Source organism: Salmonella sp. SAL04213 (assembly GCF_046550535.1).
GTDB classification, from domain to species: Bacteria; Pseudomonadota; Gammaproteobacteria; order Enterobacterales; family Enterobacteriaceae; genus Salmonella; species Salmonella enterica.
Genome location: NZ_JBGDXS010000004.1, coordinates 151854 through 170852 on the forward strand (window position 1 = coordinate 151854; position 18999 = coordinate 170852).

Genomic DNA, 18999 nt, shown 5'->3' on the forward strand with positions numbered 1-18999 from the left:
CCGGGGGCGCTTCGCTTGCCCGGCCTACGTTCGCACGTCGTCGTTTGTAGGCCGGATGAGGCGCAGCCGCCCTCCGGCAATAATGTTTACGCCATTGTGCCAATCGTTTTTCTGAAGCGTAACAGCGCTATCAGGAAGAACACGCCGCCTATCGCCAGCAGGGTCAGGAACTGCGGCCAGACGATACTCAAACCTGCGCCGCGATAAAGAATAGCCTGGGCAAGGCTGACAAAATGCGTCGTCGGCATGGTCAGCATAATATCCTGCACCGCCTGCGGCATACTTTCGCGCGGCGTGGAACCGCCGGAGAGCATTTGTAGCGGTAACAGTACCAGAATCATTAATAACCCCAGTTGCGGCATCGAACGGGCGATGGTGCCCATAAAAATCCCAATTGAAGTGGTGGCGAACAGGCTCAGCGCCACGCCCAACATAAACAATGGGATCGATCCTTCAATCGGTACGCCAAGTACGCCTTTCACCATCAGCATCAAAGACAAACCGGAAACCACCAGCACGACCAGCCCCATCGACCACACTTTTGCCATCATGATCTCAAAGGGCGTGACCGGCATCACCAACAGATGCTCTACCGTGCCGTGTTCTCGCTCGCGGATCAGCGCCGATCCGGTCAGCACTATCGCCAGCATGGTAATGTTGTTGATAATCGCCATCACGCCGCCAAACCACGCCGGGTCCAGATTCGGGTTAAAGCGCATCCGAATCTCCAGCGACACCGGCTGAACGTTATCTCCCCGCGCGCGCGCCACAAAGCTGTTGACCTCGCCGCTAATAATATTCTGGATATAACTGTTGCCGGTAAACGCCTGACTCATGCGCGTCGCATCGACGTTAACCTGAATATCAGGCTGACGTCCGGCCAGCACATCACGCTGGAAATTCGGCGGAATATTGACCGCAAAGGTATAGCGTCCGGCATCCAGTCCGGCATCCATTTCCGTTGCCGTAATCATCTCCGGCGGCAGAAACCACGGGCGGTAAAAACTATTCACAATACGGTTCGACAACTGTGACTGATCCATATCGGCGATGGCGATAGGGGCAAGATGCAACGAACCGGGCAGGACGGTAGCGGAGGAGTAAACCGAAATCGTAAAGGCGAAGACGATCAGCGACAGCATCGCTTTGTCGCCCAGCAGACTGCGCAGTTCTTTAACGCCGAGATTATAAATATTACGTAATCCGCGCATTACCCCTCCTGTTTTTTCAGCAGCAGAATGCTCAGACCCATCACCACCGGGACGGCAATCAGTAACGGCATAAATAACGGCCAGAGATCGGACAGATCCAACGCTTTGGAAAACGTCCCGCGCGCGATCGTCAGAAAATGGCTGGTCGGGTAGATCTCGCCGATCCATCTTCCCGGTCCTTCCAGCGAAGCCACCGGATCGATCATGCCGGAAAATTGTGTTGCCGGAATGAGGGTAATAATCGACGTCCCAAAAATAGCGGCGATTTGGCTCTTCATAAACGTGGAGATCAGCAGCCCCAGACCGGTGGCGATGATGACATAAAGCAGCGCCGCCAGGGTAAGCGTGAGAAAGCTGCCTTTCAGCGGCACGCCGAACACAAAGACCGACAGCGCGCACAGTAGCAAGAAGTTCAGCATACCCAGCGCGATATACGGCAGTTGTTTACCCAGCAAAAATTCGCTGCGCGTCGTCGGCGTTACGTACAGATTAATCATCGACCCCAGCTCTTTCTCCCGCACCACGCTCAGGGCGCTAAGCATTGACGGGATCATCATGAGCAGCAACGGAATGACCGCCGGAACGATAGCGGGCAGACTTTTCACATCCGGGTTATAGCGATAGCGCGTTTCAATGTTGAGCAGCCCGGTCTGTTTAACCGGGTTCGGCTGACGACTCGCCGCCTCCTGCAGCCAGCTTTGGTGCATCGCCTGAACGTACCCCTTCACCGTCTCGGCGCGGCTGGGCATGGCGCCATCCACCCAGACGCCAATCTGCGCTGGCGTACCGCGAGCAATATCGCGACCAAAATTAGGCGGGATCTCAATGGCAACCGCCAACTCTCCCGAACGCATCCGCCGGTCAAGCTCGTCATAGCTGGCGAGCGGCGGCTGTTCGATAAAATAGCGCGATCCCGCCAGATTGAGCGACCATGCCTGGCTGCTGACGGTTTGATCGCGGTCGAGTACGGCAAAACGCAGGTTCTCCACGTCCATACTGATGCCATAGCCCATAATCAGCATCAGAATTACCGTTCCCAGCAGCGCCAGCGTCGAGCGTACCGGATCGCGGCGTAGCTCCAGCGCTTCGCGGCGACTGTAGCTGAACAAACGCCGGAAGCTCAATCCCTGCCGCGACGGTTTACCTGACGCGGCGGGCGTCTGGGATGGCGGTATTGGGGTTTCAGGCGCCGCTCCCGCAGCTTCCTGTAGCCAGGAAATAAACGCCGCCTCCAGATTGGCCGCGCCCCGCTGTTGCACCAATTCCTGCGGCGTACCGCTGGCGAGCACTTTACCGGCGTGCATCAATGACATTCGGTCGCAACGTTCCGCTTCGTTCATAAAATGGGTCGAGATAAAAATCGTCACCTTATCCTGACGCGAAAGATCGACCATAAGCTGCCAGAACATATCCCTGGCGACCGGATCAACGCCGGACGTTGGCTCATCAAGAATCAGCATTTCCGGGCGATGGATCACCGCTACCGCCAGCGATAAACGCTGGCGGATACCGAGCGGCAACGAAGCGGGGAGCGTATCTTCCACCTCCGTTAGCATAAAGCGTTCGATCATCTGCGCGACGCGCGCCGGGAGCTCCGCTGGCGGAATATGAAACAGGCGGGCATGAAGTTCCAGATTCTGCCGCACGGTGAGTTCGTTATAGAGCGAAAAAGCCTGCGACATATACCCGACCCGGCGACGGGTATCGATGTCGTTCGGGTCTACCGGCTGGCCAAATAGCCAGGCCTGGCCTTCGCTGGCGGGAAGCAGACCGGTCAGCATTTTCATGGTGGTCGATTTGCCGCAACCGTTTGAACCGAGGAAGCCAAAAATCTCGCCGCGCGGAATGCGGAAATTAACATGGTCAACCGCGACGAACTTACCGAAGCGCATGGTCAGATCTTTCGCCTCAATGGCAATCTCTTCCTGCTCAGCGTGATACGGCGGGATCACCACTGGCTTATGCGCCTGGCGCTGCGCTTCTGGCAACAGGGCGATAAACGCCTGTTCCAGCGTCGCGCTATGGGTTTTTGTCCGCAGTTGCTGCGCGCTGCCGGTTGCCAGTATCTCGCCCGCATTCATCGCCACCAGCCAGTCAAAACGCTCCGCCTCTTCCATATAGGCCGTTGCGACCAACACGCTCATATTGGTCTGCCGTTGGCGGATACTGTCGATTAGGTCCCAGAACTGAGCGCGGGAGAGCGGGTCCACGCCGGTGGTAGGCTCATCAAGAATCAGCAATTCCGGGTCATGAATCAGCGCACAGCACAACCCCAGCTTTTGTTTCATCCCACCGGACAGCTTCCCGGCAGGACGGTCACGAAACGGCGCCAGGCCGGTGCTGTTCAGCAGCTCGGTAATACGCGCTTCGCGTTCAGCTTTGTCATGACCAAAGAGACGAGCAAAAAAATCGACGTTCTCATAAACCGATAACGTGTGATAAAGGTTTTTCCCCAGCCCCTGCGGCATCCAGGCGATGCGCGGACAGACGTCGCGGCGATGTTTCGCATCGCGCATATCGCCGCCCAGGACGATAACGTTCCCTTGCTCAATCACCCGCGCGCCAGAAATCAGCGACAGCAGGCTCGACTTACCCACCCCGTCCGGACCAATCAGCCCGACCATACTACGGGCGGGAATGTCCAGCGTGATATTGTTCAGCGCGACCGTTTTTCCGTAATGCTGGCTCACCCCCTCAAGCTGCGCCACGGGAGGAACAGGCACCAGCGTCAGCGACGTCATTGCGACAGCCTCACGCTTAGAGCGTCAGGCCAGGGCACGCGCTCATCCAGACGAACCCAGGCCATTCCCGGCAAACCGGTTTTGACATATTCCAGATGCTGTCGCAGCAGCTCTGGCGGAATACGCGCTTTGACACGGAACATCAGCTTCAGCCGTTCATCGTGGGTTTCCACGGTTTTGGGCGTGAACTGCGCCACGCTGGCGACAAAACTGATCGTCGCCGGAATACGCAGATCCGGCGCGGCGTCCAGCACCAGTCGCGCGTCGCCGCCGATCTTCAACAACCCCGCCTGTTCGGTCGGCAGGAAAAATGTCATATAAACGTCGCTGAGATCGACCATGTTCAACACCCGGCCGCCAGCCGATAACACTTCGCCCGGCTCCGCAACGCGGTACTGCACGCGTCCATCGCGCGGCGCTTTTAATTCGCTGTCGTCGATGTCGGCGACAATACGCCGCTCGGTCGCCTGCGCCGCTTCCACGCGCGTTTGCGCCTGGATAATACTGGTACGCGCCGCCTCAATCGCCGCTTTTGCCGCAGATACCTGCGCTTTGGCGGTCTCCAGGGCGGCGCGCGCGCTTTCCGCCGCCGCGCGATCGTCATCTAACTGTTGTACAGATACCGCGCCACGCTGCGACAGCGAACGGGAACGCACGTGACGTTTAGAGACGGAGTCCAGCTCAGCTTCCCGCTGTTTGACGACCGACTGCGCGGCGCGCATTTCACTCTGGCGTTGCTCCAGCAAAGCACGGGCGGCGGCAACCGCGCTCTCGGCCTCTTTAATCTGCGCAATCGCCTCCAGCCGCTGCTCCTGCAGCACGCGGGTATCCATTTTCGCCAGCACCTCGCCCTGACGAACGAACTGCCCTTCCGAAACGAGGATGGTATCAATACGCCCGGCAATCTTAGTGGCAATATCCACTTCGGTGGCTTCAATTCTGCCATTGCTGGCGGCAAACCCCTCCGGTATTCCCGCAGGGCGCAGCATCCACCAGGCTATCGCGGCCACCGCCACAAGAATCCCCGCTCCCCACCACACCAGATGACGCTTCATTTTGTCCATAATCGACCCGCCGTAATCCCTGTTGTCTAACCATGCGTGTCACAAAATCCGCCGGGCGTGCGCTCAGCGGGGGTTTCCATTCGGGATAAGAATGAAAAAAGAAAAGGGGCCAGACGACGAACAGACGCCGATGAAGCGCTCGCCGTCAAAGGGAGTGAATGATGTAGGTACCCGGAAAAGAGGGAGTAATGTTGTCATCATCAGCGTTCCTGGCCGTAAATGAAACACGCATACTCATAACTGCTATAAATCGATACTAACACCTCTGTCCGGGATGTCTATTCGCTTATTGTTTGTAATGGTACTTAGCGTTTTGCCGCCAAATCCTGCGCGCAGGCCCAGGCGCTCGACCACGCCCACTGGAAGTTATAGCCGCCCAACCAGCCGGTGACGTCCATCACTTCGCCGATAAAATAGAGACCCGGCACGCGGCGCGCTTCCATAGTCCGCGATGATAGTTCGTTTGTATCCACGCCGCCCAGCGTCACTTCCGCTGTCCGATAGCCTTCGGTGCCGTTAGGCTGCACTTGCCAGGCCGTAAGCGTGTCAACCAACGCCTGCTGGTCACGAACGTTCAACTGCCTGAGCGATACATCCGGGATCTGCCCCAACTGTTGTAAACACTCCACCAACCGTTTCGGCAGATGCATCGCCAGCGTGTTCTTCAGACTCTGGTTCGGGTGCGCGTTACGCTGTTCATTGAGAACGTCTTCCAGCGAGAGGTCCGGCAATAAGTTAATGCTCACTAACTCGCCCGGTTGCCAGTAGCTGGAAATCTGTAAAACGGCGGGGCCGGACAGCCCACGATGGGTAAAAAGTAGGTTTTCCCGAAATACCGTGCCATTGCGGGCGGTAATCACGCAGGGCACAGAGACGCCAGACAGCGTCTGGAGCTGTTCTAACAGCGGCTTATGCAGCGTAAAGGGCACCAGCCCGGCGCGCGTCGGCAACACCTTGAGACCAAACTGTTCGGCGATTTTATAGCCAAACGGCGATGCGCCAAGCCCCGGCATCGACAGACCGCCGCTGGCAATCACCAGCTTTTGCGTAGTCACCGTCTCGCCGTTCAACGCCAGTACGAAACCCGACTCATCACGCTCGACGCTCAATACCTCGCTACGCAGGCGCATCGTTACGCCGCCTTTGTCGCACTCGGCAACCAGCATATCGACAATGCGTTGGGCGGAATCATCGCAAAAAAGCTGTCCCAGCGTTTTCTCATGCCAGGCTATCCCATACCTGCCGACCAGATCGATAAAGTCCCACTGGGTATAGCGGGCTAACGCTGATTTACAAAAATGGGGGTTCTGGCTCAAATACGCAGCAGGCTCAACATAAAGATTAGTAAAGTTGCAGCGCCCACCGCCGGACATGAGGATTTTACGTCCTGGCTTCTTGCCATTATCGATGAGCAGCACGCGGCTACCCGCCTGTCCTGCCTGCGCGGCGCAAAACATGCCCGCTGCGCCAGCGCCTATAATAACGGCATCAAACCTTTCCACGTCGCCTTCCTCTCTCAAATTCGGGCGGGAATTGTAAAGTTTCCTCAGTGGTCGCACCAGCGCGAAAAGCGCCTGAAAATGGTATTTATCTGAAATATATAAGATAATTCTTTAGTGATATCAAACAAAGCACGAAGTACATCAAAAAAAGTCTATATTTCACTTTGCCCGCGCCGCCAAAGTCACTGATAATGCGCCGCGTTCATGTCCTCAAAATGGCGTAACGTCCTATGCTACATTTGTTTGCTGGCCTGGATTTACATACCGGGCTTTTATTATTGCTTGCTCTGGCTTTTGTGCTGTTCTACGAAGCGATTAACGGCTTCCATGACACAGCCAATGCAGTCGCAACCGTGATTTACACCCGTGCGATGCGTTCGCAGCTGGCGGTTGTCATGGCGGCGGTGTTTAACTTTTTTGGCGTTTTGCTGGGGGGTCTCAGCGTGGCGTATGCCATTGTGCATATGCTACCGACAGATCTCCTGCTCAACATGGGTTCCGCGCACGGCCTCGCTATGGTCTTTTCCATGTTGCTGGCGGCGATTATCTGGAACCTCGGCACCTGGTATTTCGGGTTGCCGGCGTCCAGTTCCCACACGCTGATTGGCGCCATTATCGGCATCGGTTTAACCAATGCGATGATGACCGGCACGTCAGTGGTGGATGCGCTTAACATCCCGAAAGTTATCAATATTTTCGGTTCACTCATTATCTCCCCTATTGTCGGTCTGGTATTCGCCGGCGGTCTGATTTTCTTGCTGCGCCGCTACTGGAGCGGTACTAAGAAACGCGCCCGTATCCACCTGACGCCAGCCGAACGTGAAAAGAAAGACGGCAAGAAAAAGCCGCCGTTCTGGACGCGTATCGCGCTAATCCTCTCAGCTATCGGCGTGGCGTTTTCGCATGGCGCGAACGATGGTCAGAAAGGCATTGGCCTGGTCATGCTGGTGCTGATTGGCGTCGCGCCTGCGGGTTTCGTGGTCAATATGAATGCCTCCAGCTACGAAATCACCCGTACGCGCGATGCTATCAACAATGTCGAAACGTACTTTGAGCAGCGTCCTGACCTGCTGAAAGCCGTCACCGGCGTTGACCAACTGATTCCCTCTCCGGAACCGGGCGCGACTGAACCGACTGAATTCCACTGCCATCCGGCTAACACCATTAACGCGCTTAACCGTGCGAAAGGGATGCTGGCAAACGTGGAAAGCTACGACAAGTTAAGCGTTGAACAGCGTAGTCAGTTGCGTCGCATTATGCTGTGCATTTCCGACACGACCGATAAAGTCGTGAAATTGCCTGGCGTAAGCAGCGATGACCAGCGCCTGCTGAAAAAGCTGAAGACCGATATGTTAAGCACCATTGAGTATGCGCCGGTGTGGATCATTATGGCAGTGGCGTTGGCGCTGGGTATTGGTACGATGATCGGCTGGCGTCGCGTGGCGACCACTATCGGCGAGAAAATTGGTAAAAAAGGCATGACGTATGCGCAGGGAATGTCGGCGCAGATGACGGCGGCAGTCTCTATCGGTCTTGCCAGCTACACCGGTATGCCAGTTTCTACCACTCACGTACTCTCCTCTTCAGTGGCGGGAACCATGGTCGTTGATGGCGGCGGGTTGCAGCGTAAAACCGTGACCAGCATTCTGATGGCCTGGGTATTTACGTTACCGGCGGCGATTATTCTTTCCGGCGTGCTGTACTGGCTTTCCCTGAAGATTATTTAAGCCAAATGGGCCGGATAGCGCTGTCGCTAATCCGGCCTGTCAGGATGAAACGACACAGGCCTGATAGGCCGCTACAAGCGGCGTCATCCGGGAGGCTTATCTAACACGAGCGGGTCAGGAAACTGGCCCGCTTTTTTTATTCAGTGCCAAATCATGAGCGCAATCAAGCTCACCACCACCAAACCGCATAACGCGCTGGTCAGCAGAAACTGGCGGCGCACGCGTTCACAACGGCGAATAAATTCTTCATCATGATGATCGCGATAGCGCTGAGCGTAGATATACCATACCAGGCGCACCTGTTTGTTGGGCTGACCATGCGTGGTAAAGAAGCCGCCGCCATCGACATATTGATAGAGCAAAGGATCGCAACCACGAAGTACCACTAACAGTGCGCGTAGCGATGAGAAATAGCGCGCCATATTAACAATGCAAACGACACATAAAGCCCAGAATAGTGAGACGGTGCTTATCATATCTCCTCCCCGGCGACCCGCCCACGGAGTTCCTCTCCGGGACTACCGCTCCCCGATACCCTGCCAGACAATCAGTGAAAGAGTACTACGAAAGCCGTCCATATTAGCGCTCCGCATTCGAACGGCTCTTATACACATTGTAGGAGATCAGTTAATTTTTTTACCAGAAGGTTAATCACTATCAATGCAATTCCCTGAAAATTTTGTTTAACTAACTGGCAAGCAAGGCAGATTGACGGATTATCCTGGTCGCTATAATGTAAGGATAGTTATGGTAAACGGCTGAGCTAGCCCCGCGCATAGAGTTCGCAGGACGCGGGTGACGCGGCGGCATAAGAAACGCCAGTAGCTCAATGGTCATCGACAACTTATGGAAGGAGTAACACTATGGCTTATAAACACATTCTTATCGCAGTTGATCTCTCCCCGGAAAGTAAAGTTCTGGTTGAAAAAGCGGTCTCTATGGCGCGCCCCTACAACGCGAAAATCTCCCTCATCCACGTTGACGTGAATTATTCAGACCTGTACACCGGTCTGATTGACGTCAATCTGGGCGATATGCAGAAACGTATCTCCGAAGAAACCCACCACGCGCTGACCGAGCTGTCTACCAACGCTGGCTACCCTATCACTGAAACCCTGAGCGGTAGCGGCGATTTGGGCCAGGTGCTGGTTGACGCCATCAAGAAATACGATATGGATCTGGTCGTTTGCGGTCATCACCAGGACTTCTGGAGCAAACTGATGTCTTCTGCGCGCCAACTGATCAACACCGTTCACGTTGACATGCTGATTGTTCCGCTGCGCGACGAAGAAGAGTAATAATTGCCGCGCCGGCTGGCGGCTAAGACCGCATCTGGTCTATAGTCAATCAGGTTGGCCTGAACCATCAGGCAAATTCCGGCTCTCAACAACAACGCCCGCTTATGTGGGCGTTTTGTTTATCCCTCCTTCTTCGCAGTACTCAGTACATCATTCCATCACACCAAACATAATTAGTGTGATCCACTAATTAGTTTGCGTATCATTTGTATAATAACCTATTGATCAGGCTAATAACCGCAGTCTATATCAGGGTAAGTCTTTTCGGCGCGTTTTGATATACGCGCTCATACGTTTCGGGATGGCATTAAAAGGCGAAGGAATATGAATACAACTGCACCTACGGGCTTGCTGCAGCAACCTCGTCCATTCTTCATGATCTTTTTTGTAGAGTTATGGGAACGATTTGGCTATTACGGCGTCCAGGGCATCCTGGCGGTCTTTTTCGTTAAACAATTGGGTTTTTCTCAGGAACAGGCCTTTATTACCTTTGGCGCTTTTGCGGCGCTGGTTTATGGCCTGATCTCCATCGGCGGCTATGTTGGCGACCATCTGTTAGGGACTAAACGCACCCTGGTCCTGGGCGCGATTGTGCTGGCGATTGGCTATTTTATGACCGGTATGTCGCTATTAAATCCCGATCTGATTTTTATCGCACTGGGTACGATTGCCGTGGGCAACGGGTTATTTAAAGCCAATCCCGCCAGCCTGCTCTCTAAATGCTATCAGCCTAAAGATCCCCGGCTGGATGGCGCTTTCACCCTGTTTTATATGTCGATTAACATCGGTTCTTTGTTATCGCTATCGCTGGCGCCGGTGATTGCCGATAAATTTGGCTATGCGGTGACCTATAATCTGTGCGGCGCTGGTTTAATTGTTGCGCTTCTGGTGTACTTCGCCTGCCGTGGCATGGTGAAAAATATCGGTTCTGAACCGGATCATAAACCGCTACGTTTTCGCAATTTGCTGCTGGTACTACTCGGCACCGTCGTCATGATTTTCCTCTGCGCCTGGCTGATGCACAACGTTAAGATTGCCAATCTGGTGCTCATCATCCTTTCTATCGTCGTCACTATTTTCTTCTTTCGCGAAGCGTTTCGTCTGGATAAAACCGGCCGCAATAAAATGTTCGTGGCGTTTATTCTGATGATTGAAGCCGTGCTGTTTTACATTCTGTATGCGCAGATGCCTACCTCGCTGAACTTCTTTGCGATTAATAACGTGCATCATGAAATTCTTGGATTCGCCATTAACCCGGTGAGTTTTCAGGCGCTGAACCCATTCTGGGTGGTCGTGGCCAGTCCGGTACTGGCAGCGATTTACACCCGACTGGGTAGCAAAGGCAAAGATCTGACTATGCCGATGAAGTTTACGCTCGGCATGTTCCTCTGCGCGCTGGGTTTTCTGACCGCCGCCGCCGCCGGGATGTGGTTTGCCGATGCGCAAGGATTGACGTCGCCGTGGTTTATCGTGCTGGTGTATCTGTTCCAGAGTCTGGGCGAGCTGCTGATTAGCGCGCTGGGACTGGCAATGGTCGCCGCTCTGGTGCCGCAGCATCTGATGGGCTTTATTCTGGGAATGTGGTTCCTGACCCAGGCCGCCGCCTTCCTGCTCGGCGGTTATGTGGCGACCTTCACTGCCGTACCGGAAAACATCACCGATCCGTTACAGACGCTGCCAATTTATACCGGCGTCTTTAGCAAAATTGGTCTGGTAACGCTGGCGGTCACCGTGGTGATGGCCATTATGGTGCCGTGGTTAAACCGGATGATTAATACGCCAGGTACCGAACAGTAATACTCAGTGCCGGATGCGGCTTACGCCTTATCCGGCCTACAAATAATTGAGAATCGTAGGCCCGATAAGCGCAACGCCATCGGGCAATCCGTTACTCCGTCAGAGGGGTTCCGGCATAAATATCAAACCGATGCCCTTTGGTGACGATGGCGTTGGGCGTCGCGACATCCGCCAGCGGCGGCGCATAATCGGGACGTTTGACCACCACGCGTTTGGTCGCCAACTGACGCGCCGGTTCCAGCAGTCCGTCGGCGTCGAGATCCGGCCCCACCAACGACTGAAACACCCGCATCTCTTTCTTCACCAGCGCGCTTTTCTGCCGGTGAGGAAACATCGGATCGAGGTAGACCACCTGCGGGCGCGGCGTGATATCGGTTAACGCCGTCAGGCTGGAAGCATGAATCAACTGCAAACGCTCCTGAAGCCAGCCGCCAATATCCGCATCGGCGTAGCCGCGCGTCAGACCGTCATCGAGCAGCGCGGCAACCACCGGATTACGCTCCAGCATCCGCACGCGGCAACCGACGGACGCCAGTACAAACGCATCGCGCCCCAGTCCGGCCGTGGCATCAACCACATCCGGCAGATAATCGCCTTTGATACTGACGGCTTTCGCCACCGCTTCGCCGCGCCCGCCGCCGAACTTACGTCGATGGGCCATCGCGCCGCCGACAAAATCGACGAAAATGCCGCCGAGCTTCGGTTCGTCGCGCTTGCGCAGCTCCAGATGTTGCGGCGTCATCACCAGCGCCATTAAATTGTCTTCGTCATGCTCCAGTCCCCAGCGGGCAGCCAGAACAGATAAGGCGCCGTCTGTGGCGCCCGTTTCATCCATTAAGCAGATTTGCACGTAAAATCAGCCTTTAATCCCGTAATGCTCCAGCATCGCGTCCAGCTGTGGTTCACGGCCACGGAAGCGTTTAAAGAGTTCCATCGGCTCTTCAGAACCACCGCGAGTCAGGATGTTATCAAGGAACGACTGACCGGTCTCACGGTTGAAAATGCCTTCCTCCTCAAAGCGGGAATAAGCGTCCGCCGCCAGTACGTCGGCCCACAGATAGCTGTAGTAGCCTGCCGCATAGCCGCCAGCAAAGATATGGCTGAATGCATGTGGGAAGCGGCCCCATGTCGGTGACGGCACCACGGCGACCTGTTTTTTAATTTCAAAGAGCGTCTCAAGAATTTTCGCTCCTTGCTGCGGGTTAAATTCCGCATGCAGACGGAAATCAAACAGACCGAACTCCAGCTGACGCAGAATAAACAGCGCCGCCTGATAGTTTTTCGCCGCCAGCATTTTATCCAGCAGTTCCTTCGGCAACGGCTCGCCGGTTTCATAGTGGCCGGAGATAAACGCCAGCGCTTCCGGCTCCCAGCACCAGTTTTCCATAAACTGGCTTGGCAGTTCGACCGCGTCCCACGGCACGCCGCTGATACCGGAGACCCCGGCGGTCTCAATGCGGGTCAGCATATGATGCAGGCCATGACCAAACTCGTGGAACAGGGTGATCACTTCGTCATGGGTAAACAGAGCGGGTTTACCGTTCACCGGACGGTTGAAATTACAGGTCAGATAAGCGACCGGCTTTTGCAATGTGCCGTCCGCCTTACGCATCTGGCCGACACAGTCGTCCATCCACGCCCCGCCGCGTTTGTGTTCGCGCGCGTACAGGTCAAGGTAGAAGCTGCCGCGCAGCTCGTTATTTTCGTCATACAGTTCAAAGAAACGCACTTCCGGGTGCCAGACATCAACGTCAGTACGCTCTTTGGCAGTGATGCCGTAAATACGTTTCACCACTTCAAACAGGCCATTCACGGCTTTGTTTTCCGGGAAGTACGGACGTAGCTGCTCATCGCTGATGCTGTACAGGTGCTGTTTTTGCTTTTCACTGTAGTACGCGATATCCCACGGTTGCAGCTCCTCAACGCCAAATTCGGCTTTGGCGAAGGCGCGCAGCTGGGCCAGCTCTTTTTCCCCCTGCGGACGGGCGCGTTTCGCCAGATCGGTTAAGAAATCGAGCACCTGCTGCGGATTTTCCGCCATTTTGGTGGCCAGCGATTCATGGGCATAATTTTCGAAGCCCAGCAGTTGCGCCAGTTCATGGCGCAGCGCAAGAATTTCTTCCATCACCGGGCTGTTATCCCACTTACCGGCGTTCGGCCCCTGGTCGGAGGCGCGAGTGGAATAGGCGCGATACATCTCTTCACGCAACGCCTGGTTGTCGCAGTAGGTCATCACTGGCAGATAGCTCGGGATATCCAGAGTCAGCAGGTAACCTTCCTGCTCTTTGGCTTCCGCCTGGGCTTTAGCGGCGGCGAGCGCGCTTTCCGGCATTCCCGCCAGCTCGGCTTCGTCGGTGATGAGCTTCGTCCAGCCCATGGTGGCATCGAGCACATTATTGCTGTACTGGTTGCCCAGCTCAGACAGGCGAGTGGCGATTTCGCCGTAACGCTGCTGTTTCTCTTTCGGCAGGCCAATGCCGGACAGTTCAAAATCACGCAGCGCGTTATCGACCGCTTTCTTCTGCGCGGTATTCAGAGTGGCGTAATGATCGCCGTCGCGCAGGTCGCGGTACGCGTTGTACAGTCCTTCATGCTGGCCAACCCAGGTGCTGTATTCAGACAGCAGCGGCAGCGTCTGTTCGTAGGCTTCACGCAGCTCCGGACTATTTTTCACCGAGTTTAAGTGGCTAATTGGCGAGAAAATACGCCCCAGAACATCGTCGGCTTCCGCCAACGGCTGGCAGAGGTTTTCCCAGCTATACGGCGCGCCATGCGCCACAACGCCTTCTACCGCCGCCCGGCAATCGGCCAACGCTTTGGTGACCGCAGGCACCACATGCTCCGGTTTAATTGCAGAAAAAGGCGGCAGTGAAAAAGACGTTAGTAATGGATTGGTCATATGCGCAGTCCTGGTCTAAAAAAGAAATGAAGCGCTCTATCGCGCTTTCGCTATGGATCTAGAATGGGGGATAGTTGGGGGAATTTCAATGATGGTGGGCGCTCATTTCACCCGTGCAGCAACGCCAGCATCCGAACGTAGGCATTGCTGCTGAATCCAATTTTAACGACTGAAGATCAGTAGCTGTAGCGGCATAGTGACAATATCCAGCGCCAAAGTTACCGGCAGCAACACTCTGCCAAATTTTGCCCCGGACATACTGCGCTGATACTGATAGAACTCAACGGTGAAAGGATGGTAGAACGATAGCTGCTGCGTAACGCTCTGATCTTTATTTTTCTGATGGATAGTCCCCTTCAGGTCCATGACGGATAGCGTGCAATTTACCGCGCCGTCTGCACAAATAAACCCATAGCCTACCGCCGCCAGTTTGTCTTTCTCGTCCACCCAGGCGTAAGTCACATTGACTTCACCCGTAAACTCCTTCTTATCTGTATCAATCAGGAATTTAACACCATCCTTTACTCGCATTTTATCCCGGCGAATAGTCGCATCTTTTAACAGCGCCACCACATTATCGCCGCCCTGGGTCAACAGGTAGTCAAAATGTTCGCCAACAAACACCCAGCCCGTTTTCCCGTTGCTATCTTTACCTAAGGAAAGCGCGGTAACGGTATCCGATTTCCAGGTAGACTGATGACGATTGCCATCTTTATCGGTGGCAAGTATCAGCCCAAATGAAAGACAGCCCGACAGCGAACAGCAAACCAGTAATAAAAACAGCGTGCGAACGACACATTTTCCATAATGGAACATCAATGAATCCTTTCTTTTCTATTATTAGCGCTATCGTTTTAATCAAATAAACAAGGTAAAACCAGCACTATCATCATAATAAAAACGATTTCAGAATAAGACCCGACAGGGGTAAGTCAGTGGACGCGTCGCGGCATGATTAGCGTTAAATTCAGATAGGCTTTTCATGGGTGTTTTTCTGAAAACAGGGCCGTGGCATCAATCGCTGTCATTTTTGCGCAAACTGCCCATGTATAATATTCTCAACTTTTTCGTTTCTGGAATACAAGGATTGTATATGACCACGTTATTACAGGTTATTGTACTGATATTTATTGTTTTCTTTATTTTCCCTGGGCGAAAAATTTTCCGTCGGAGTAAGCATCTGCAAGATGGCCGTAAATTAATTTCATCTTCTTCGCTGATGCTGCGAAAATTTGGCAGTTCTCGCGGCTATAACGCGGATTACTACTTTGACATGCAGTACCTCTATGAAGTCGCGGACGGTATCACCACCGCGATACCACTCACCAGCATTATTGAGGCGAAACCGGGAACAACGAGAGTCAGTGGTCGTTCAGTCTGGTCAGTCGACTGGATAACAGCGGAAGGGCAAAGAAAACAGACGCGCTTCCTTCATAATTACACCCTATTCAATCAAAGTTTTGCCACCTTCCTTAAGACCGTGAAACAGGCCAATCCAGACGCCTGCATCACTTCGTTGACGTTATTTACGCTCTGACGCCACAGCCTACTTGTTTTTCCTCCTGGCCAACGGCGATAAAAGCGCAAGAGCGGTAATCTCTACGGATCTGCGGTAAACTATCGGCTAACTTGTTTACTTCCCGGAATATCTGCATCCATGCTCAGTTATCGTCACAGCTTTCACGCTGGCAACCACGCCGACGTCCTTAAACATACCGTTCAGAGCCTGATCATCGAGTCGCTAAAAGAGAAAGAAAAACCGTTTCTCTATCTGGACACGCACGCGGGCGCGGGGCGTTATCAGTTGGGCAGCGAACATGCTGAACGTACCGGAGAGTATCTGGAAGGCATCGCCCGTATCTGGCAGCAGGACGACCTGCCCGCCGAACTGGAACCGTATATTAGCGTCGTAAAACATTTCAACCGCAGCGGGCAGTTACGCTACTATCCGGGCTCCCCGTTAATCGCCCGCCAGTTGCTGCGTGAGCAGGACAGTCTGCAACTCACGGAATTGCATCCCAGCGACTTCCCACTGTTGCGCGCGGAGTTTCAAAAAGACAACCGCGCCCGCGTGGAACGCGCTGACGGCTATCAGCAACTGAAAGCCAAATTACCGCCGGTTTCCCGCCGCGGTCTGATCCTCATTGACCCACCTTATGAAATGAAAACCGACTACCAGGCGGTAGTCAGCGGCATCAGCGAGGGTTATAAACGTTTCGCCACCGGGACATACGCGCTATGGTATCCGGTGGTGCTCCGCCAGCAAATTAAGCGCATGATTCATGATCTGGAGGCCACCGGCATCCGTAAAATCCTGCAAATTGAGCTGGCGATCCGCCCGGACAGCGATCAGCGCGGAATGACGGCGTCCGGTATGATCGTGGTTAACCCGCCGTGGAAACTGGAGCAGCAGATGAACAACGTGCTACCGTGGCTGCACAGCAGGTTGGCGCCAAACGGTCACGGACACACTTCGGTAAGCTGGATCGTGCCGGAGTAATCACAGCCATCGGTGGAACCTTTCACCTTCAGGTATACAATCGCGAATATTTTGGCGGGTAGCGCAGAATCTATCCGTCCGACAACGAACATAAAGGAGCGGTCATGACCAAACACTATGATTACATCGCTATCGGCGGCGGCAGCGGCGGTATCGCCTCGATTAACCGCGCCGCTATGTACGGCCAGAAATGCGCGCTCATCGAAGCCAAAGAGCTGGGCGGCACCTGTGTTAACGTGGGCTGCGTGCCGAAGAAAGTGATGTGGCATGCCGCGCAGATTCGTGAAGCGATTCATCTGTATGGCCCGGACTACGGTTTTGACACCACGATTAATCAGTTCGACTGGAGCAAGCTGATTGCCAGCCGTACCGCATATATTGACCGCATCCATACTTCATACGACAACGTGCTGGGCAAAAATAACGTGGATGTGATTAAAGGCTTTGCCCGCTTTGTCGATGCCAAAACCATTGAAGTGAACGGTGAAACCATCACCGCCGACCATATTTTGATCGCTACCGGCGGCCGTCCGAGCCATCCGAGCATTCCAGGCGTGGAATACGGCATTGATTCCGACGGTTTCTTTGCGCTGTCTGCCTTGCCGGAGCGCGTCGCAGTGGTAGGCGCAGGTTATATCGCCGTTGAACTGGCTGGCGTTATCAACGCGCTGGGGGCGAAAACGCATCTGTTTGTCCGTAAACATGCGCCGCTGCGCAGTTTTGACCCGATGATTAGCGAAACGCTGGTTGAGGTGATGAACGCCGAAGGCCCGCAACTGCATACTCACGCCGTGCCGAAAGCGGTGGTGAAAAACGCCGACGACAGTCTGACTCTGGAACTGGAAGATGGCCGCAGTGAAACCGTTGATTGCCTGATCTGGGCCATTGGTCGCGAACCGTCGACCGACAATATTAATCTGGCGGCAGCGGGCGTGAAAACCAATGAAAAAGGTTACATCATTGTCGATAAATTCCAGAATACCAACGTTGAAAGCATTTACGCCGTTGGCGACAATACTGGCGCGGTAGAACTAACGCCAGTCGCCGTCGCCGCCGGTCGCCGTCTCTCCGAGCGCCTGTTTAACAACAAGCCGGAAGAGCATCTGGACTACAGCAACATCCCGACCGTGGTCTTTAGCCATCCGCCTATCGGCACCGTCGGGTTAAGCGAGCCGCAGGCGCGCGAGCAGTACGGCGACGAGCAGGTGAAAGTCTATAAATCATCGTTTACCGCTATGTATACCGCGGTAACGACACACCGCCAGCCGTGCCGTATGAAGCTGGTCTGCGTCGGGCCGGAAGAAAAAATTGTGGGTATCCACGGTATCGGCTTCGGCATGGATGAAATGTTGCAGGGCTTCGCGGTAGCGCTGAAGATGGGCGCTACCAAGAAAGACTTCGATAATACCGTCGCCATTCACCCGACCGCATCGGAAGAGTTTGTGACCATGCGTTAATATCTTGTGCGCCCATCTTCGAGGGTGGGCGCACAGGCCTGCATGATTAATACGTACTGAAATAACTCTGGATCAGTTCCGGATTACGCGTCTGAGTTAGTGCCGTCATCAGCAACACCCGCGCCTTCGCGGGGTTGAGCGAGTCAGACACCAGCCCTGGCTGCCCTTGCGCCATCGGCGCTGATTGCCGACGCGGGCCGCATTGCAGCGGTAAACACCACCGGTTTGTCGCTTTTCACGGTCAAATTAAGAGCCTATCCCACCAGGCGTTATTGGCGCAGCCAGTTTGGACACGGACAGCGCGCAAAAACCGGAGCGTACACGTAGTACGTGAGGATTTTGAGCACTGCCCAGGACCAAAATGGCAAGTAAAATAGCCCTAATGGGATAGGCTCTAAGAAAGTAGGCGGTTTCATCGAGCGTGTCAGTGCCATGAGTAATAACCACACCGTCAACATCGTCCCGCGCCAATAACGCATTCACCTTCTGTGAAAGTTTCAGGATAATATCGCTGGTCATATTTTCGCTACCAATATTCGCCACCTGCTCGCCGTCAACGCGAGCGATATTATTCATTTCCGGCACGGCATTTATTAATGTTTGCACGCCAAGTTCACCAGATTTATATCCGGCGGTTTGCGTATTATTGGCTGCCGTCCCGGCGATAGTACCGCCTGTCGCGAGAATAACAATATGCGGTAGTGACGTTGTGCTAAATACACAGTGGCTGATGAGCAGCAACACGGTGGCCATGAAAACTCTAATTTTCATTTTCTTCCTCTGAATTAAAAATAATAAGTGGC

The 18999-nt window shown here is 54.3% G+C and carries 14 protein-coding genes and 3 pseudogenes; 6 read left to right on the forward strand and 11 right to left on the reverse strand.

Annotation, left to right across the window (positions count from 1 at the left end; genetic code table 11):
* Positions 1-86: 86 nt before the first annotated feature.
* The 4 genes from ACLJPQ_RS12560 to ACLJPQ_RS12575 all read right to left on the reverse strand — a co-directional run bounded on the left by ACLJPQ_RS12560 (position 87) and on the right by ACLJPQ_RS12575 (position 6518).
* Positions 87-1211 carry an ABC transporter permease gene (locus tag ACLJPQ_RS12560; RefSeq protein ID WP_001214764.1) on the reverse strand — a complete coding sequence of 375 codons (1125 nt, stop codon included), beginning with the start codon at positions 1209-1211 and terminating at the stop codon, positions 87-89.
* Positions 1211-3952: a ribosome-associated ATPase/putative transporter RbbA gene (rbbA, locus tag ACLJPQ_RS12565; protein ID WP_080185095.1), complete on the reverse strand. Its 2742-nt coding sequence runs from the start codon at positions 3950-3952 to the stop codon at positions 1211-1213. The genes ACLJPQ_RS12560 and rbbA overlap by 1 nt, the downstream gene beginning before the upstream one ends.
* Positions 3949-5016, reverse strand: coding sequence for an HlyD family secretion protein (locus tag ACLJPQ_RS12570; protein WP_000359834.1), 1068 nt, complete (start codon positions 5014-5016; stop codon positions 3949-3951). The genes rbbA and ACLJPQ_RS12570 overlap by 4 nt, the downstream gene beginning before the upstream one ends.
* A 305-nt stretch (positions 5017-5321) precedes the next feature.
* Positions 5322-6518, reverse strand: a complete 1197-nt coding sequence (locus ACLJPQ_RS12575; RefSeq protein ID WP_000439234.1) for an NAD(P)/FAD-dependent oxidoreductase — start codon at positions 6516-6518, stop codon at positions 5322-5324.
* Between the two features lie 230 nt (positions 6519-6748).
* On the opposite strand from ACLJPQ_RS12575, the gene pitA reads away from it, so the two are divergent.
* Positions 6749-8245, forward strand: coding sequence for an inorganic phosphate transporter PitA (gene pitA, locus ACLJPQ_RS12580; protein ID WP_000902764.1), 1497 nt, complete (start codon positions 6749-6751; stop codon positions 8243-8245).
* A gap of 140 nt (positions 8246-8385) precedes the next feature.
* Here the strand turns inward: pitA and uspB are convergent, their stop codons facing one another.
* Positions 8386-8721 (reverse strand): universal stress protein UspB, encoded by a 336-nt coding sequence (gene uspB / locus ACLJPQ_RS12585; RefSeq protein WP_000626193.1) that lies wholly within the window; start codon positions 8719-8721, stop codon positions 8386-8388.
* Between the two features lie 387 nt (positions 8722-9108).
* Between uspB and uspA the strand changes: the two genes are divergently transcribed.
* Together uspA and dtpB are read left to right on the forward strand one after the other, a co-directional pair.
* Positions 9109-9543 (forward strand): universal stress protein UspA, encoded by a 435-nt coding sequence (gene uspA / locus ACLJPQ_RS12590; protein ID WP_000323565.1) that lies wholly within the window; start codon positions 9109-9111, stop codon positions 9541-9543.
* A 324-nt stretch (positions 9544-9867) separates the two neighbouring features.
* Positions 9868-11340 carry a dipeptide/tripeptide permease DtpB gene (gene dtpB / locus ACLJPQ_RS12595; protein ID WP_001098270.1) on the forward strand — a complete coding sequence of 491 codons (1473 nt, stop codon included), beginning with the start codon at positions 9868-9870 and terminating at the stop codon, positions 11338-11340.
* A gap of 91 nt (positions 11341-11431) precedes the next feature.
* Here dtpB and rsmJ read toward each other — a convergent pair whose 3' ends face one another.
* The 3 genes from rsmJ to ACLJPQ_RS12610 form a co-directional block, all read right to left on the reverse strand.
* Complete coding sequence (gene rsmJ / locus ACLJPQ_RS12600; RefSeq protein ID WP_080185096.1) at positions 11432-12190, reverse strand: 16S rRNA (guanine(1516)-N(2))-methyltransferase RsmJ; 759 nt, start codon at positions 12188-12190, stop codon at positions 11432-11434.
* A gap of 6 nt (positions 12191-12196) precedes the next feature.
* Positions 12197-14239 (reverse strand): oligopeptidase A, encoded by a 2043-nt coding sequence (gene prlC / locus ACLJPQ_RS12605; protein ID WP_000184178.1) that lies wholly within the window; start codon positions 14237-14239, stop codon positions 12197-12199.
* Positions 14240-14401: 162 nt separating this feature from the next.
* Positions 14402-15055: a hypothetical protein gene (locus ACLJPQ_RS12610; protein ID WP_080090802.1), complete on the reverse strand. Its 654-nt coding sequence runs from the start codon at positions 15053-15055 to the stop codon at positions 14402-14404.
* Between the two features lie 277 nt (positions 15056-15332).
* On the opposite strand from ACLJPQ_RS12610, the gene ACLJPQ_RS12615 reads away from it, so the two are divergent.
* From ACLJPQ_RS12615 to gorA, 3 genes are all read left to right on the forward strand, one after another.
* On the forward strand, positions 15333-15776 hold the full coding sequence (locus tag ACLJPQ_RS12615; RefSeq protein ID WP_000209570.1) for a hypothetical protein: 444 nt from the start codon (positions 15333-15335) through the stop codon (positions 15774-15776).
* Positions 15777-15896: 120 nt separating this feature from the next.
* Complete coding sequence (locus ACLJPQ_RS12620) at positions 15897-16739, forward strand: 23S rRNA (adenine(2030)-N(6))-methyltransferase RlmJ (protein WP_000954233.1); 843 nt, start codon at positions 15897-15899, stop codon at positions 16737-16739.
* A gap of 104 nt (positions 16740-16843) precedes the next feature.
* Positions 16844-18196 (forward strand): glutathione-disulfide reductase, encoded by a 1353-nt coding sequence (gene gorA / locus ACLJPQ_RS12625; RefSeq protein WP_080185097.1) that lies wholly within the window; start codon positions 16844-16846, stop codon positions 18194-18196.
* Positions 18197-18242: 46 nt separating this feature from the next.
* Here the strand turns inward: gorA and ACLJPQ_RS12630 are convergent.
* From ACLJPQ_RS12630 to fraE, 3 pseudogenes are all read right to left on the reverse strand, one after another.
* Positions 18243-18368: pseudogene (locus ACLJPQ_RS12630) on the reverse strand (asparginase); the annotation flags it as partial.
* Positions 18364-18447, reverse strand: a pseudogene (locus ACLJPQ_RS12635) (asparaginase domain-containing protein); the annotation flags it as partial. The pseudogenes ACLJPQ_RS12630 and ACLJPQ_RS12635, both read right to left, overlap by 5 nt.
* A gap of 148 nt (positions 18448-18595) precedes the next feature.
* Positions 18596-18967 (reverse strand): annotated as a pseudogene (gene fraE / locus ACLJPQ_RS12640) (fructose-asparagine asparaginase); the annotation flags it as partial.
* Between the last annotated feature and the right edge of the window lie 32 nt (positions 18968-18999).

Bases quoted from the DNA above. Each gene is read 5' to 3' on its own strand.
- ACLJPQ_RS12560 (WP_001214764.1), bottom strand. From the start codon at position 1,211: ATGCGCGGATTACGTAATATTTATAATCTCGGCGTTAAAGAACTGCGC.
- rbbA (WP_080185095.1), bottom strand. From the start codon at position 3,952: ATGACGTCGCTGACGCTGGTGCCTGTTCCTCCCGTGGCGCAGCTTGAG.
- ACLJPQ_RS12570 (WP_000359834.1), bottom strand. From the start codon at position 5,016: ATGGACAAAATGAAGCGTCATCTGGTGTGGTGGGGAGCGGGGATTCTT.
- pitA (WP_000902764.1), top strand. From the start codon at position 6,749: ATGCTACATTTGTTTGCTGGCCTGGATTTACATACCGGGCTTTTATTA.
- uspB (WP_000626193.1), bottom strand. From the start codon at position 8,721: ATGATAAGCACCGTCTCACTATTCTGGGCTTTATGTGTCGTTTGCATT.
- uspA (WP_000323565.1), top strand. From the start codon at position 9,109: ATGGCTTATAAACACATTCTTATCGCAGTTGATCTCTCCCCGGAAAGT.
- dtpB (WP_001098270.1), top strand. From the start codon at position 9,868: ATGAATACAACTGCACCTACGGGCTTGCTGCAGCAACCTCGTCCATTC.
- prlC (WP_000184178.1), bottom strand. From the start codon at position 14,239: ATGACCAATCCATTACTAACGTCTTTTTCACTGCCGCCTTTTTCTGCA.
- ACLJPQ_RS12610 (WP_080090802.1), bottom strand. From the start codon at position 15,055: ATGTTCCATTATGGAAAATGTGTCGTTCGCACGCTGTTTTTATTACTG.
- ACLJPQ_RS12615 (WP_000209570.1), top strand. From the start codon at position 15,333: ATGACCACGTTATTACAGGTTATTGTACTGATATTTATTGTTTTCTTT.
- ACLJPQ_RS12620 (WP_000954233.1), top strand. From the start codon at position 15,897: ATGCTCAGTTATCGTCACAGCTTTCACGCTGGCAACCACGCCGACGTC.
- gorA (WP_080185097.1), top strand. From the start codon at position 16,844: ATGACCAAACACTATGATTACATCGCTATCGGCGGCGGCAGCGGCGGT.